This window comes from Clostridium sp. chh4-2 (genome assembly GCF_002899675.1).
Classification (GTDB): domain Bacteria; phylum Bacillota; class Clostridia; order Lachnospirales; family Lachnospiraceae; genus CHH4-2.
On sequence record NZ_PKUU01000017.1, the window covers coordinates 119,877 to 135,799 of the forward strand.

General features: G+C 45.2%; 14 protein-coding genes. 13 read left to right on the forward strand and 1 reads right to left on the reverse strand.

Annotated features, from left to right (window positions below; genetic code table 11):
- Positions 1–45 precede the first annotated feature (45 nt).
- The 12 genes from C0033_RS17490 (at position 46) to C0033_RS17545 (ending at position 12,855) form a co-directional block, all read left to right on the forward strand.
- Complete coding sequence (locus tag C0033_RS17490; protein ID WP_103229187.1) at positions 46–1,728, forward strand: ABC transporter substrate-binding protein; 1,683 nt, start codon at positions 46–48, stop codon at positions 1,726–1,728.
- Positions 1,725–2,489: a class B sortase gene (gene srtB, locus C0033_RS17495; protein ID WP_103229188.1), complete on the forward strand. Its 765-nt coding sequence runs from the start codon at positions 1,725–1,727 to the stop codon at positions 2,487–2,489. Before C0033_RS17490 ends, srtB begins: the two co-directional genes overlap by 4 nt.
- Positions 2,490–2,510: 21 nt before the next feature.
- Positions 2,511–3,533, forward strand: coding sequence for a trigger factor (tig, locus tag C0033_RS17500; RefSeq protein WP_180994793.1), 1,023 nt, complete (start codon positions 2,511–2,513; stop codon positions 3,531–3,533).
- A 123-nt stretch (positions 3,534–3,656) separates the two neighbouring features.
- Positions 3,657–4,289, forward strand: coding sequence for a hypothetical protein (locus C0033_RS17505; protein ID WP_103229190.1), 633 nt, complete (start codon positions 3,657–3,659; stop codon positions 4,287–4,289).
- Between the two features lies 1 nt (position 4,290).
- Positions 4,291–4,785, forward strand: a complete 495-nt coding sequence (locus tag C0033_RS17510) for a dihydrofolate reductase (RefSeq protein WP_103229191.1) — start codon at positions 4,291–4,293, stop codon at positions 4,783–4,785.
- Between the two features lie 235 nt (positions 4,786–5,020).
- A complete protein-coding gene (locus C0033_RS17515) occupies positions 5,021–5,902 on the forward strand; it encodes a sulfide/dihydroorotate dehydrogenase-like FAD/NAD-binding protein (protein ID WP_103229192.1) in 882 nt (293 codons plus the stop codon).
- A gap of 15 nt (positions 5,903–5,917) precedes the next feature.
- On the forward strand, positions 5,918–7,303 hold the full coding sequence (gene gltA / locus C0033_RS17520; RefSeq protein WP_103229193.1) for an NADPH-dependent glutamate synthase: 1,386 nt from the start codon (positions 5,918–5,920) through the stop codon (positions 7,301–7,303).
- 309 nt (positions 7,304–7,612) lie between these two features.
- Positions 7,613–8,968, forward strand: coding sequence for an MATE family efflux transporter (locus C0033_RS17525; protein ID WP_103229194.1), 1,356 nt, complete (start codon positions 7,613–7,615; stop codon positions 8,966–8,968).
- 1 nt (position 8,969) lies between these two features.
- Complete coding sequence (locus C0033_RS17530) at positions 8,970–10,358, forward strand: MATE family efflux transporter (RefSeq protein WP_103229195.1); 1,389 nt, start codon at positions 8,970–8,972, stop codon at positions 10,356–10,358.
- Entirely contained in the window at positions 10,355–11,005 is a 651-nt protein-coding gene (locus C0033_RS17535; RefSeq protein WP_103229196.1) for an HAD family phosphatase, read from the forward strand. The genes C0033_RS17530 and C0033_RS17535 overlap by 4 nt, the downstream gene beginning before the upstream one ends.
- 93 nt (positions 11,006–11,098) lie before the next feature.
- Positions 11,099–11,791 carry a hypothetical protein gene (locus C0033_RS17540; RefSeq protein WP_103229197.1) on the forward strand — a complete coding sequence of 231 codons (693 nt, stop codon included), beginning with the start codon at positions 11,099–11,101 and terminating at the stop codon, positions 11,789–11,791.
- A gap of 53 nt (positions 11,792–11,844) precedes the next feature.
- Positions 11,845–12,855, forward strand: coding sequence for a GGGtGRT protein (locus C0033_RS17545; RefSeq protein WP_103229198.1), 1,011 nt, complete (start codon positions 11,845–11,847; stop codon positions 12,853–12,855).
- 1,009 nt (positions 12,856–13,864) lie between these two features.
- Here C0033_RS17545 and C0033_RS17550 read toward each other — a convergent pair.
- Positions 13,865–14,251, reverse strand: coding sequence for a desulfoferrodoxin family protein (locus C0033_RS17550; protein WP_180994794.1), 387 nt, complete (start codon positions 14,249–14,251; stop codon positions 13,865–13,867).
- Between the two features lie 364 nt (positions 14,252–14,615).
- Between C0033_RS17550 and C0033_RS17555 the strand changes: the two genes are divergently transcribed.
- Entirely contained in the window at positions 14,616–15,899 is a 1,284-nt protein-coding gene (locus tag C0033_RS17555; RefSeq protein ID WP_103229200.1) for a BTAD domain-containing putative transcriptional regulator, read from the forward strand.
- The last annotated feature ends 24 nt before the right edge of the window (positions 15,900–15,923 follow it).

Genomic DNA, 15,923 nt, shown 5'->3' on the forward strand with positions numbered 1-15,923 from the left:
CAAACTTGAATCAAATACTACTGAAATAAGACAGGAGCATAGAGAATGGATCAATTAAAGAACAGGAAGATAAATGTAAAGATAATACTGGTTATAATTGCCTTAATTGTGATTGGCGCAGGGCTAGCAGCGACGGTCGGCTCCTTGAAAACAAGTCCCGAGTTAAAGGAAGCCGGATTCACGGCTTTAAAAAATGGAACAGGAACCGTAGTAAAAGATGAATCGAGAAAACAAAGGCTGGTTATAGCCGTTGATACAATAGATGGATGTTTAAATCCGGCATTTGCGACCGCCATGGCGGACCGCATGGCATGCGAGATGATATATGAACCACTGGCCAAAGTGCATACGGACGGAAGTTTTGAACCGGTATTGGCCGAACAGGTGGATTGGGATCAGGAAAAACTGACGATGAGCATAAAGCTGAAAGAGGGGATTCTGTTCAGCGACGGAACACCGCTCACCGCAGACGATGTATGCGCCTCCATCGGCATCAGATGTCTGGCGGAGTATAATATGGATGTGGACAGCGTGTATTTTCATATTGCCGGAGCTTGGGATATGAATGAGCAGAAGACCCAGGGAATCAGCGGAATCAGGAAAGCAGACGAGAATACCGTGGAAATTGTATTTATGGATGCCAACAGAAGAAACTGGGATATCCTGGAAACAAACATTCAGAAAAACAGGTTTGCCGACATCGGCCAACAGCTTACCGGATTCAGGAATGTAACGGAGGTTTATAACTCAGGTATTGGAACAGGTCCTTATATGGCCGACACCATTTCCCAGGGAATCAGTATCTGCCTCCAGGCAAATCCAAGTTACAGAGGGGAAATGAAGGACATTAAGATCGTGGAGCTGGCTCAGATCAATTTCTATAATATGAAAGAAGCCATTGAAAAACAGGAGATCGATGTGGCCCAATATACAGCCAACAGCGAACAATTTGACACTTTATATCAGGGAAAGCAGTTTAACGTGTATGCGAAACCTACGGACAACATCTATGCCATCGGCTTCAATCTGAATAATGTGTTTTTAAAGGATGAAAAAGTGCGTCAGGCGGTCGCTTATGCTTTTAATAAAGAAGGTGCGCTGAATAAAGAGTGGGAAATGAAGATTGCCCCCACAAATGTGATCGGATATGGCAGCGGCCCAAGCACGGAATTACTGGAAACAAAGGCAGTATCTTATGATAAAGGAAAAGCGGAAAGTATTTTAAAGGAAGCGGGCATGGCTGGACGGATTATTCTGAGACTTCCGGTGCTGAAAGAGAATGAGTTTCAGATGCATATGGCATCCTGCCTGAAAAAGGATCTGGAAGCCGTGGGATTTACCGTGGAGGTAAATGAATGCACCAGTGAGGAATATGTTCAGGCGTTATATGTAGAAGATAAGTTTGATATCTATCTGTTTAACGATACAATGAATTATGACTGGGCTACGTTCCAGAATATGAGCCGTTTAAGAGACGGTATGCCCGTGGCTTTTTTGGATAATGATTATGTGGAACTGGTGTCCAGGATGGAAACGTCCATGAATCAGGAAGAATACGCCGCTGCGTTGACAGAACTGTCTGATAAATTCTATGAAAAGATGCCTGTGGTTCCGTTTGGAAGAGTGCAGCGGTATCTTTCCATTTCTCACGATTTAAGCGGTTACGGCGCCTCTCCTGACGCTCTGATGCTGGAGAATGTGAATCTGATCCAGTCGGATGCGAAATGAGGCGGCTGATAAGGGTGCTGGCGGTTATTGTCATTGTGATAGCTGCCAGCTATCTGTTTTTTGAATTAAAGGGAAACTGGTATAACGAAAAGATCTATACGGATCTTTTGATGGAACCGGAGCAGTCCCAGGGTGATTCTGCGGGTGAGCCGGTTTTGCGCTACAGTCTGGAAGAACTGAAAAAGGTTAACCCGGATTGTGTGGGAATTATCGAAGTGCTTGGAACGGGAATTTATTATCCGGTGGTGATTTCTGACAAGGAAGACGGTCTTTACTACATGAACCGTAATTTCTACCAGGAAAAGGATGGACGGGGCAGTATTTTTATGGACTACCGCTGTGATCCGGAAAAACCGAGCACTAATTTGATGTTTTACGGACACCGTATGAGGAATAATCAGATGTTTGCGCAGTTGAAACAGTATAAATCAAAAGAGTTTTGGAAAGCGCATCAAATCATCTATTATACGGATGAAAACGGAACGAAACAGTATCAGATTTTTGCCGCTTATCTGTCGGGAGATCCTGAGGGAATGGATGAGACGCAGAAACGATACCAGATGGAATTTATCGAAGGCGATCTGGCTGAGGAGAGAAACAAGTTTTTATCGGCCGTGAAATCATGGTCGTTTTATGATACCGGCGTGACGGTTGATGCGGAGAAAACAGAAGAATTTATTACGCTCAGAACCTGCGATTATGCGGTGAATAACGGAAGAATTTCCGTGGTGGCAAAACTTACGGGAAAAATGACGAATTAAGGGAAAAGTGAGGAAAAACAGTTGAAAAAAGCGGTTTTATTGGCAGTGTGTATAGGAAGTGCATGCATGATCGGGGGGTGTACGGCAAAGACGGTGACGGCGCCTGGAAACCATTCCGCCGGCTATGATGAATATGTAATACTTGGAGAATATAAGGGGATTACCGTAGATCCCGTGACAGTGACGGAGGAAGACGTAGACGCAGAGATTAACCGGATGCTTACAAGCCGGGCCCAGATAAGCCAGGTGACAGACCGGGCAGCGGCTATGGGAGATACGGTGAGCATAGACTATGAAGGCACCCAGAACGGAGAGGCCTTTGAAAACGGAAGTTACCAGGATCAGCTGATCGAGCTGGGATCAGGCAATTTTATAGATGGTTTTGAGGCGGGAATAGAAGGCATGTTTCCGGGAGAGAGCAAAGATATTACAGTTACATTTCCCCAGGATTACTGGGATGTATCCATGGCGGGTACAGAGGCGGAATTTCACATAACCCTGAATTATATCCGGCAGATCGATTCCATTCCTGAATATACGGACAGCCTGGTGCAGGAACTTACCGGAGGGGATTTAACCACTACTGCAGAATATACCGCATGGCTGCGGGGGCAGATGGAGCTGGACGCCGTCAATTACCGCCGTTCCCAGCTGATGAATGCAATTATGGCCAGCAGCCAGTTTAAAGATCTTCCACAGAACCGGATAGAAGCGATGGCAAAGGAACTGAACGTCTATTATACAGATGTTGCGCAGCAGCAGTACGGCGAGACCCTGGAAGAATATGCTGCTGCTTATGGAATGTCGCTAGAAGACTTTCAGAATGAACTGGCCATGCAGGCAGAGCAGAATGTACAGCAGGATCTGGTGACGCTGGCAATATCGGAAAAGGAAAATATCCTCATTACCGATGTGGAATGCGAAGAGCGGGCAAAACAGTATGGATATGACGGTTTTTCAGAGATGGCAGGTATTTACGGCGAGGAGCGGGCCCGGGAGCTTCTTTTAATGGATAAAGTAAGGGATACTCTGCTGGATGCATAAAAAGTGGAAGTCAGTTCCCACTTGCCATGTGCAGTTTCCTTTTGTATAATTAGAAGGGTTATCGACTGATTCTATTATAAAAATGTATGCAGCTGCCGTTAAAAGCGGCGAAAGGAGACTGTTATGATATTACTGGAACGAACAAGTGTTATGAACATAGAAAACGCCATGAGAGGAGCCAGAAACCCTTTGAACAGTTGGGGAAGAATGGACAGCCACTATGACGAAGACGGAAACTATATCTTAGGACCCAACGATTTAGGCCTGGCTTTGCGCCTGAGAAAGGCGGGCAGCGACCACCGGAAATTCATCCGCCAGATCTTTGTTTCCGTGGATATTACGGCCCCCCTTTACTGGTGGAAGGAGTACGACACCTATAAGGTGGCAACCGTTGCCAACTCCACCAGCACCATGCACAAGATCCACAGCAAACCGTTTGAACTGGATGATTTCAGCCACGACCATATGACGCCGGGAACTTTACAGTTTCTTCAGGTGATTGTGGACCAGATGGAAGCGATCCGTTTAAAATACATCGAGACAAAGAGCAAAGAGGATTGGTATGATCTGATCCAGCTGCTGCCTTCCAGCTATAACCAGATGAGAACCTGTACCTTTAACTACGAAACTCTGGTAAATATCTATTATGCCAGAAGGAATCATAAGCTGGCTGAATGGCATACCTTCTGTGAATGGATCGAATCCCTTCCTTATGGTAAGGAACTGATCATAGCGGCAGAGGAGGCAGAACAATAGGATGAATATTATCGTAGCAGTGGATAAAAACTGGGCGATTGGCAATAAGGGACAGCTTTTGGTGGCCATTCCGGCTGATCAAAAGATGTTTCGCGAAGAAACTATGGGAAAAGTTGTGGTCATGGGCAGAAAGACCCTGGAGAGCCTTCCGGGAGGCCAGCCCCTGCACGGGCGGACAACCATCGTTTTGACACATGATAAATCATATAAGGTAAAGGGCGCAGCTGTCTGCCATGACTTGAATGAGGCGCTGGAGGAGTTGAAAAAATACCCTTCTGAGGATATATTCATCTGCGGCGGACAAGGCGTCTATGAGCAGTTTCTTCCATACTGCAATGTAGCCCATGTCACCTATATTGACTACGCTTATGAAGCGGACACTTATTTTCCCAATCTGGAGGCCTCTCCTGAATGGATTGTGGCCGCAGAAAGCGATGAACAGACTTATTTTAATCTCTGTTATGAATTCAGAATGTATGTAAAAGTTAAAAAATGATGAGGCAGAGCCGGATGAGAGCGCAGTAAAAACTCTTTCCGGCTCTTGTTGTAAAGGCGGGACTATTGCCGTAAAGGGCAGATTTTAAAAGGAAGAATTTTTACAATTAATGATTGTCATTATACGACTTGCGTGCTAATATTAAAGGTACGAACATTTTTGTCAAGGAAGTTGGGGAAGGCTTCTGAGCACGTGATGTTGAAAATTCACTAAGGAGTTTATTAGGAGGAAAAAGATGTTTAGGATTTTAAAAGCAGAACAGCTGGCAGAAAAGATTTTTCTGATGGATGTGGAAGCTCCACGTGTAGCTAAAGCCTGCGAACCAGGAGAATTTGTAATTGTCAGAATGGATGAAAAAGGCGAGAGAATCCCATTAACTATCTGTGACTATGACAGAGAAAAGGGTACGATTACCATCGTATTCCAAACAGTAGGCGCATCTACGGAAAAGATGGCAAAATTACAGGCCGGAGATTATTTCCAGGATTTCGTAGGTCCGTTAGGACAGCCGTCTGAATTTGTAAAAGAAGATATTGAAGAAGTGAAAAAGAAAAAATACCTTTTCGTAGCGGGCGGCGTTGGTACTGCTCCTGTATATCCGCAGGTAAAGTGGATGAAAGAACATGGTATTGATGTAGATGTTATTGTGGGGGCTAAGAATAAAGAACTTCTGATTCTGGAAGATATGATGAAGGAACAGGCGGGGAATTTATACATAACAACAGACGACGGTTCTTATGTGCGCAAGGGCATGGTTACGGAAGTGATCAAAGACCTGGTGGTAAACCAGGGCAAGAAGTATGATGTCTGCGTTGCCATCGGACCGATGATCATGATGAAATTCGTATGCTTATTAACAAAAGATCTGGGACTGCCGACAATCGTCAGCATGAACCCTGTAATGGTGGATGGAACAGGCATGTGCGGTGCCTGCCGTTTAAGCGTTGGCGGGGAAGTGAAATTCGCTTGTGTGGATGGACCTGAATTTGACGGCCATCTTGTAAACTTTGATGAAGCGATGAAGAGACAGCAGATCTATAAAACCGAAGAAGGCCGCGCCATGTTAAAATTGTTGGAGGGTGATACCCACCACGGCGGATGCGGGAATTGTGAATAAGATATGGAGGGTGTCATGGACGTTATGAAGAAAGTGCCTGTCAGAGAACAGGACCCAAAAGTAAGAGCAACAAATTTCGAAGAAGTTTGTTTAGGATATAATAAAGAAGAAGCGATGGAAGAGGCAAGCCGCTGCTTAAAATGCAAGAATGCAAAGTGTATGGGCGGCTGTCCGGTATCCATCAACATTCCTGGCTTCATCAAAGAGGTGGAAGCAGGTAATTTTGAAGAAGCTGCTAAAGTGATCGCAGAGTCCTCCGCCCTTCCGGCAGTATGCGGCCGTGTATGCCCGCAGGAAAGCCAGTGTGAAGGCGTCTGCATCCGTGGAATCAAGGGAGAACCGATCTCCATCGGCAAGCTGGAGAGATTTGTGGCGGACTGGTCCAGAGAGAACGGATTTGTGCCTGCTGCACCGGAAAAAACCAACGGTAAGAAGGTAGCGGTAATCGGTTCCGGCCCTGCAGGCCTTACCTGTGCAGGCGACCTTGCGAAGATGGGATATGAAGTTACTATTTTCGAAGCACTTCACGAGCCGGGCGGCGTTTTAATCTACGGTATTCCGGAATTCCGTCTTCCTAAGTCCACGGTTGTTAAGACGGAAGTGGAGAATGTGAAGAAGCTGGGCGTTAAGATTGAGACCGATGTGATTATCGGCAAATCGGTAACCATCGACGAGCTGTTAGAGGAAGAGGGCTTTGAGGCCGTATTTATCGGTTCCGGCGCCGGACTTCCGAAATTCATGGGAATCCCCGGAGAGAATGCCAACGGAGTATTCTCAGCCAATGAATATTTAACAAGAAGCAACCTGATGAAAGCGTTCCGCGATGATTATGATACTCCGATCGTGGCGGGCAAAAAAGTGGCTGTTGTAGGCGGCGGAAACGTAGCTATGGACGCAGCAAGAACAGCTCTCAGACTGGGTGCTGAAGTGCATGTTGTGTACAGAAGAAGCGAAGCGGAGCTTCCTGCCAGAGTGGAAGAAGTGCACCATGCCAAAGAAGAGGGAATTATCTTCAACCTGTTAACCAATCCGGTGGAGATCTTAACCGATGAAAACGGATGGGTTAAGGGAATGGTAGTCAGAAAGATGGAACTTGGCGAGCCGGATGCTTCCGGAAGAAGAAGACCGGTAGAGATCGAAGGATCGGATTACACCATTGAAGTGGACACGGTAATCATGTCTCTGGGCACTTCACCAAACCCGTTGATCTCCAATACCACAAAAGGCCTGGACATCAACAAGCGTAAATGTATCGTTGCGGAGACTGACAACGGAAAGACCACAAAAGAAGGCGTATTTGCCGGCGGAGATGCGGTAACAGGCGCAGCTACCGTAATTCTTGCGATGGAAGCAGGCCGTGCAGGTGCCCGCGGTATTCACGAATATCTGTCTCAGAAATAGTTTAATAAATTAAGTGAGGATTCCCCCACCTCTATAGGTGGAGGGATGAATCGCCAATAACAAGATTAACGGCAGTGATGGGCATATATCCCCCACTGACATGAAGTCAAGACTATCCGGCACCGGATAAAAGGCAGCAAAGCTGCCGTGTCATTTTGAACGATGTATGGGCTTAAAATGTGGATAGAAATAAGTGTATTTATCAGTAAAATTAAGTAGATGGTAATGAAAAAGAGTGTTACAATATAGGTTGTAGCACTCTTTTAATATGGGGTTCTGCCTGAAATATAGCTTTGAAAGGTATGTATTATGAAAAAGAATATTGATTTACTGGAAGGGCATATCTTTACATCCCTGACCGGTCTTGCACTGCCGATTATGGCCACTTCTCTGGTTCAGATGGCGTATAATCTGACCGATATGGCCTGGATCGGACAAGTGGGTTCGAAAGCTGTTGCAGCCGTGGGAGCGGCCGGAATGTATACATGGCTTTCTCAGGGGGTGGTGGCTATGCCTAAGATGGGCGGCCAGATAAAGATTGCCCATTCCCTTGGAGAAGAGAGGCCCAAAGATGCGGCAGAATATGCAAAGGGAGCGATCCAGATGGGAACGCTGTTTGCCATCCTGTTTGCAGTCATCATGGTGACGGGAGCGAAACGGCTGATCGGTTTTTTTGGTTTGCAGGATGCAAAAACCCTGGCAGATGCCCAGGTTTATCTAAAGATCACCTGCGGACTCATATTTTTCCCGTTTATGAACAGCATATTGACCGGTATTTTAACGGCTACCGGCGACAGCAAAACCCCATTTAAGGCCAATGCGGTCGGGCTTGTTATCAATATGGTCATGGACCCTGTTCTTATATTTGGTATTGGGCCGTTCCCCAGAATGGAAGTTGCGGGGGCAGCGGTTGCAACTGTTACAGCTCAGATTGTTGTATTTCTTGTTTTCCTATTGGCAATCCGCCAGGATATCATAATTTTCGATAAGATAAGATTATTTACAAAAACTTCCGGTGGTTATATAAAAACGATTTACCGGTTAGGGCTTCCTGCGGCCATACAAAACCTTTTGTACACCAGCATTTCCATGGTGCTCACCCGTTTTGTGGCCGGATTTGGGGACGCTGCGGTGGCTGTGCAGAGGGTCGGGGGACAGATCGAATCGATCTCCTGGATGACTGCCGACGGTTTCGCTGCGGCGATCAATTCCTTTGTCGGACAAAATTACGGCGGAAAGAAGTATAAGAGAGTGAAAAAGGGATATTTAACCTCTGTGGGAGTTATGTTCGTTTGGGGGCTTCTCTGTACCGCGCTTTTGGTATTTCTTCCGGGGCCCATATTCAGAATCTTTATCCGGGAGCCGGAGATCATACCGGCTGGAATTGATTACCTGAGGATCATCGGATATTCGGAGATGTTCATGTGCATTGAACTTACCACTGTGGGAGCTTTATCCGGATTGGGCAAGACGTTCCTCAGCTCAATCATCAGCATCACGTTAACATCGGCCAGGATTCCCCTCGCTTTGCTGCTGAGCGCGACTGCGCTTGGATTAACGGGTATCTGGTGGGCGCTTACAATAAGCAGTGTGATGAAGGGAATTGTATTCTTCCTCTGCTGCCTGTGGATTATGGAAAAATTAACAAAAGGAGAGACATCTTAATATGAAAAAAGCACTGACAAAAGAAGAACGCTATCAACAAATGATCGAAACGCCGGTGAAGAAGCTGATTCCACAGCTGGCCATTCCCACCATCATCAGCATGCTGGTTACCTCCATTTACAATATGGCGGATACCTTTTTCGTAAGCCAGATCGGAACCAGCGCGTCGGGAGCGGTTGGAGTCATGTTTTCCGCCATGGCAATGATTCAGGCCATCGGATTTACATTGGGAATGGGAAGCGGCAACTACATATCCAGATCGTTGGGAAACAGGGATGAGGATACGGCCGGACGTTCTGCTGCGACTTCATTTTTCACGGCGGCCATTATCGGAATTATCATCGCCGTATTTGGTAGCATATTTTCAGAGCCGTTGGTGTATTTTCTGGGGGCGACGAAGACCATCGCGCCGTTTGCCCAGCAGTATGCCAGGTATATCCTGTTTGCGGCTCCATTTATGCTGACTTCTTTTGTTATGAATAATATTCTCAGAGCGCAGGGCAATGCATTTTTCGCCATGCTGGGAATTACTACAGGCGGTATTTTAAATATGGTTCTGGACCCGCTTCTGATCTTCGGATTTGATATGGGAATTTCAGGTGCGGCGATCGCCACCATGTTAAGCCAGATGATCAGTTTTGCCATTCTCCTGTACCAGTGCAACATGCAGGAGGGATGTATTAAGATTCAGATCAGTAAATTTACCCCTACGCTAAAGATGTACGGTGAAATTCTGCATGCAGGGCTTCCCTCTTTCTGCAGACAGGGACTTGCAAGTGTGGCTACAGTTGTGCTAAACTATGCGGCGGGACCTTATGGAGATGCGGCTATTGCGGCCATGTCCATCGTTACCAGATTCATGATGTTCGTAAACTCCAGCCTGATCGGCTTCGGCCAGGGCTTCCAGCCGGTTTGCGGGTTTAATTTCGGCGCAAAACGGTATGACAGGGTGTTAGAGGCATTCTGGTTCTGCGTAAAGGTCGCTGTCACCATGCTCACCTGCTTTGGCATTGTGGCATTTATCTTCAGCCGTCCAATCATCACGTCGTTTAGGCGGGAAGACCTGACGGTTATTGAGATCGGTACGCTGGCGCTCAGGCTTCAGCTTCTCACCATGCCGTTCCAGGCAGGCGTTATTATGGTTAACATGCTGACCCAGTCCATCGGATATGGATTTAGGGCGTCTCTTGTTGCCATGGGAAGACAGGGACTGTTCCTGATCCCGTCCCTGATTGTGCTGCCGGGCATCTTCGGCGTGCTGGGGCTTCAGATGGCGCAGCCCATAGCGGATATGCTGACATTTGTGCTGGCGTTTGTGATTGTGGTCGGCATTCTGAAAGAACTGGGACAATTAAGAGCAGAATATAATTTAAGTGGAGAACATAAATGAAACGAGCAGTAATTTTTGATATGGACGGCGTTATGATCGACAGCGAGATCGTATATCTGGGCTATCAGCTGGAATATGCTAAGACGAAGAATCCCGATGTCAGGATGGAAGATCTTCATCCTATGGTGGGAAGAACTGCAAAAGATGCATGGAAGGTTTTTGAAAAAGCTGTTCATAACGGTGAAACCTGGGAAGAACTGAGACAGGAATACAGGGAAAACTGGAACGTATATGACCAGATCGATTATAAAAGCATGTTCCGCCGGGAGATGATTCCGGTATTGGAGCGCTTAAAAAGCAGCGGCTATAAGCTGGCGGTGGCTTCTTCCACCGGACTGCCCCTGGTTGAACGGATTTTAAAGACCAACGGGATCTGGGATTATTTTGATGAAGTGGTGAGCGGCAACATGTTTGAACGCAGCAAGCCCGATCCTGAGATCTACTGCTTTACGGCCGGAAAGCTGGGCGTTGGTGTGGAAGAATGCCTTGTACTCGAGGATTCTACGGTTGGAATTACGGCTGCCCACAGGGCCGGAATGACGGTAGCTGCTCTGATTGATGACCGTTTTGGCTTTGACAGAAGCCTTGCCGATTATGAAATCCGGGAGATTCCTCAAATCTTTGATATATTAGAAAAAACAGCTTGAAATAATTGACGTTTTATGAGAGAATAAAACCAAGTATGATGTGATAAAATTAACAAAGTACTCAATTTATTACTATTCGAAAGGAGTTTTACAATGATTTATTCACACGAAGTAGAAAATATGTGCCCAGTAGCACAGGGCGTTCATCATGGCGCTGCTCCGATTCCAGAAGAAGCAAAATGGGTCAAATCGAAAGAAGTAAAAGATATATCAGGTTTAACACACGGTGTGGGCTGGTGTGCACCACAGCAGGGCGCTTGTAAGTTAACCCTTAATGTTAAAGAAGGTATTATTCAGGAAGCATTAGTTGAGACAATCGGATGTTCCGGTATGACTCATTCAGCAGCTATGGCAGCTGAGATCCTTCCGGGATTAACCGTATTGGAAGCATTGAATACAGACCTTGTATGTGATGCAATCAATACAGCTATGAGAGAATTATTCTTACAGATCGCATACGGAAGAACACAGAGCGCATTCTCTGAGGACGGACTTCCAATCGGTGCAGGTCTTGAAGATTTAGGCAAGGGATTACGTTCCCAGGTTGGTACCATGTACGGAACCTTAAAGAAAGGTCCTCGTTATCTTGAGATGGCAGAAGGCTATGTTACAGGTATCGCTCTTGATGCAGATGACCAGATCATCGGTTATCAGTTTGTAAGTCTTGGAAAGATGACAGACTTTATCAAGAAAGGTGATGACCCGACAACAGCTTACGAAAAAGCAAAAGGTCAGTACGGCCGCGTTGCAGATGCTGTTAAGATCATCGACCCACGTGTAGAATAATCGTGTAAAGCGGATTGAAAATACATAGTCAAATAATGTAGGAGGACAAGTTAATGGCTTTATTTGAATCATATGAGAGACGTATCAAACAAATCAATGAAGTATTAAACAGTTATGGAATCGCATCCATTGAAGAAGCTGAGAAGATCACGAAAGATGCTGGTTTAGATGTTTATAAGATGGTAGAAGGAATTCAGCCAATCTGTTTTGAAAATGCAAAATGGGCTTACACCGTAGGCGCAGCAATTGCAATCAAGAAAGGCTGCAAGAGAGCAGCAGACGCAGCGGCAGCGATCGGTGAAGGACTTCAGTCTTTCTGTATCCCGGGTTCTGTTGCAGACCAGCGTAAAGTTGGTTTAGGCCATGGTAACTTAGGCAAGATGCTTCTGGAAGAAACTACAGACTGCTTCTGTTTCTTAGCAGGTCATGAGTCTTTCGCAGCTGCTGAAGGAGCGATCGGTATCGCAGAGAAAGCTAACAAAGTTCGTCAGAAACCATTAAGAGTTATCTTAAACGGTTTAGGAAAAGACGCAGCTCAGATCATCTCCAGAATCAACGGATTTACATATGTTGAGACAGAGATGGATTACTATACAGGCGAAGTGAAAGAGCTTTGGAGAAAATCATACTCAGACGGTTTAAGATCCAAAGTTAACTGCTATGGAGCTAACGATGTTACAGAAGGCGTAGCTATCATGTGGAAGGAAGGCGTAGACGTATCCATCACAGGTAACTCTACCAACCCAACACGTTTCCAGCATCCTGTTGCAGGCACATACAAAAAAGAGTGTATGGAAAAAGGCAAAAAGTACTTCTCAGTTGCTTCAGGCGGCGGTACAGGACGTACTCTTCATCCAGACAACATGGCAGCAGGCCCAGCTTCTTATGGTATGACAGATACTATGGGACGTATGCATTCTGATGCCCAGTTCGCCGGCTCTTCTTCCGTTCCTGCCCATGTAGAGATGATGGGTCTGATTGGCGCAGGTAACAACCCTATGGTTGGTATGACTGTGGCTGTGGCTGTTAGCATTGAGGAAGCAGCTAAGGAAGGTAAGTTCTAAGGAAATGCTGATAGAATAAGAGGTTTTCAAGGTTATGAAAGTGATTGGTAGTTGGAACAAAAAGAACTATTTTTATAATTACTAAACTATTGACATTTACACTTCCTTGGCGTAATATAATGTTAGCAGAGAAAAGCGGTTGTGTCCACTGGACGCAAAGTAAAACCCCAAGGAGGTGCAACTCCTTGGGGTTTCTTTTTTCCTTTTGAAGAGGAATAACTTAGGCAGACTGTTGGTTATTTATCTCCGTCCAACCATTTGCAAATATAGTAGCAAACTATACCTGCCACAACAGAGATAAGAAAAGCGGTTATGTATTGCACTGGTCGCACCTCCTTCCTGCTGGAAAGAGTCAACAGCATAATAATTATATCGGTAAAGTAACAAGATGTCTACTGCTATAACCTTCACCGTTTCCGGCGAGGAAGCGTAAAAGGAAGGTAAGTTCTAAGGAGAAAGCGGAAGGCTGAACTATTATGAAATTATGTAAAGTTAATCTGTGTTTCTTGACATTCTAGTTTTTCTGATTTAATATAATAGTAGCAGAGAAATGAATTTATGTGCATGATATCACAAAAGCGAATGCCCAGGAAGTTGCAGCTTCCTGGGCATTCTTTTTCCTTTATAGGGTGGGATAACCCAGGTTAGCTGTTGTTACTTTTTTCTGTCTAACCATTTACTGATATAGTAGCAGACTATACCAGCCATGACAGAAATGAGAAATGAATCTATGTAGTGCATGATGCCACCTCCTTCCCGCCGGAAAGAGTCAACAGCATATTAATTATATCGGTAAAGTTACAAGCTTTCCATTATTCTTATAGTTATGTATATGAAAGAGTTTATTTATAAAGTCAGTAAGATGAATAGAGTTGCATAAAATGGACAAAACAGATATGACGAAGCGAAAAGCACCTTTGTTTTTTGAATCTGGGTGCTTTTCGCTTCGTCATGCCATCAGGAAAAAGCTTTTCTTTCCCACATGTTTTACTAAACTAAATTAAGATCTTTACATATTCGCTTCCCACAGCCCATGTTCATTGCAGTAAGCGTAAACTGCGGAAACGGTTTCTCCGTCTGACAGCAGAAACTCGACGACAGGGTCTTTGCCGATCTCCAGTTTTTTCCGGTAAACGCCTTTGTTGGTGTAGACGGCGACCCAGCCGATGTGATGTCCATCCTGCATCGGATGAAAAACGCTGCCCACCATGACCGTCGCAATATTTCCGTTTATTTTGACCTGGGGAATATGTTTTTCAGCGGAGCCCTCCTGTTTGCCGGCTTGTATTTCCTTTAATTTGCCGCCGCAGCATTCAATGGGAGCATTTTCTCCCTCCACAAGTTCTACAATACTCTTACAATCTTCGCACATATAAAATCTGCCTTTGTGGTTCATAAAGTCCGTCCTCCATTTTTGATTTTTAGAATACAGACAGATAATAAGCATCTGTATTTCATTTAGTATTTGCGCAAATAGTTCGATTATACACAACCGGATATGTGCCAAAATTTGCAGAATAATGCCAAACGGTTGAAAAATATGGTTTTATTGCTTATGCTTAAACTGTATTTAAATCGGTATCCATCATGGCGCAGAGGAATTTAATAAGAAAATTTTCACAATAATATGATTTTTATAAAGCAATGTGATATACTTTCTTGTGGGAAATAATTTATGCGCCGAAGAATGCCGGGAAAGAATCGTGGATTGATTTACAGGAGAGGGTATTCCTTGCGGCGAAGGGGTATGATGAGGACTTATGGAAAAAAATATTGTGCTTGAAAAAAAGGATTGCTTATATGTGCGCATGCTTGGCGGATTTTCTTTACTATATAATGAAAAGCCGCTGTCGCTGATCTGTAATATTAATAATAAAAGCATTCAGCTTTTGAGCATACTTTTATATCATGGCGACGAAGGGATTTTGAGAAATAAACTGCTGGATATTCTATATGGAAGAGAAGAGAATGCGAATCCTACCAATAGTCTGAGAGCGGTCATTTTCCGCTTGAGGAAGCTTTTGGCGGAATCGGGCCTTCCTAAGGACGAATACATACGGTACCAAAATGGAAGATATTACTGGAAACCGGACAATTTTAATACGATTGTGGATGCCGTACAGTTTGAAAAAACTGCTGTACAGGCGTTAGAGAAAAAAGAAGAGCGGTTGGATCTGCTTAAACGGGCCTGCGATCTGTACTGTGGGGAATTCCTTCCCCTTATGGCGGCGGAGGACTGGGTGGCTGTGGTGAGTGTCCGGTGTCAGGAACTCTATTTTTCCTGTCTTAGGGAAGCTTGTTCCCAAATGAAAGAGCGGGGAGAATATGAAGAAATGCTGGAATTATGCACCGTTGCCACGGAGATCTATCCCTTTGAGGAATGGCAGGTTCTTCAGATCGACTGTCTGATGGCTCTGAACCGGTATAAAGAAGCTTTGAACACGTATGAACATGCGACAGCCATGTTTTTTGAGGAATTGGGTTTGTCTCCATCTGAAAAGATGCTTGCCAGGTTTCGAGCCATGAGCGGCCAGATTCATTATGCGGCGGGGGCTATTACGGATGTTAAAGACAGTTTGAGAGAAAAAGAATCTGCAACAGGGGCTTATTACTGCAGTTATCCCAGCTTTATTGACAGTTATCGTTTGATTGTCCGGATGATAGAGAGAACCGGTCAGTCCGTTTATCTGATGTTGTGTACGCTCAGTGACCAGGACGGAGTGCCGTTAAGCGATGACAGAGAAGGCCTTTCACAGGCCGCCGAACATCTGCACTGTGCGATCGGCCGTTCCCTAAGAAGAGGGGATCTTTACACGAGATACAGTCCCAATCAATTTTTGATTCTGCTGGCAGGTCTCTGTATAGAAGCCGGTTCCATTATAAGTGAACGGATTGACAGGCAGTTTAAAGAGATTTCAGGCAGCAGAAAAATAGAACTCCGCTACTATATAACGTCAGCGGCCGATATGGAAACAGAAGAGAGCCAGGCACATTTTGCAGATAAAAAGCCTGAATGGAATTTAGATAGGAACACTGTGGATTGACAGCACTAATTGTCATCCGCCAGT

Coding starts and splice junctions, on each gene's coding strand:
- C0033_RS17535 (WP_103229196.1), top strand. CDS start 10,355: ATGAAACGAGCAGTAATTTTTGATATGGACGGCGTTATGATCGACAGC.
- C0033_RS17550 (WP_180994794.1), bottom strand. CDS start 14,251: ATGAACCACAAAGGCAGATTTTATATGTGCGAAGATTGTAAGAGTATT.
- C0033_RS17490 (WP_103229187.1), top strand. CDS start 46: ATGGATCAATTAAAGAACAGGAAGATAAATGTAAAGATAATACTGGTT.
- C0033_RS17505 (WP_103229190.1), top strand. CDS start 3,657: ATGATATTACTGGAACGAACAAGTGTTATGAACATAGAAAACGCCATG.
- C0033_RS17545 (WP_103229198.1), top strand. CDS start 11,845: ATGGCTTTATTTGAATCATATGAGAGACGTATCAAACAAATCAATGAA.
- C0033_RS17530 (WP_103229195.1), top strand. CDS start 8,970: ATGAAAAAAGCACTGACAAAAGAAGAACGCTATCAACAAATGATCGAA.
- gltA (WP_103229193.1), top strand. CDS start 5,918: ATGGACGTTATGAAGAAAGTGCCTGTCAGAGAACAGGACCCAAAAGTA.
- C0033_RS17540 (WP_103229197.1), top strand. CDS start 11,099: ATGATTTATTCACACGAAGTAGAAAATATGTGCCCAGTAGCACAGGGC.
- C0033_RS17525 (WP_103229194.1), top strand. CDS start 7,613: ATGAAAAAGAATATTGATTTACTGGAAGGGCATATCTTTACATCCCTG.
- C0033_RS17555 (WP_103229200.1), top strand. CDS start 14,616: ATGGAAAAAAATATTGTGCTTGAAAAAAAGGATTGCTTATATGTGCGC.
- srtB (WP_103229188.1), top strand. CDS start 1,725: ATGAGGCGGCTGATAAGGGTGCTGGCGGTTATTGTCATTGTGATAGCT.
- C0033_RS17515 (WP_103229192.1), top strand. CDS start 5,021: ATGTTTAGGATTTTAAAAGCAGAACAGCTGGCAGAAAAGATTTTTCTG.
- C0033_RS17510 (WP_103229191.1), top strand. CDS start 4,291: ATGAATATTATCGTAGCAGTGGATAAAAACTGGGCGATTGGCAATAAG.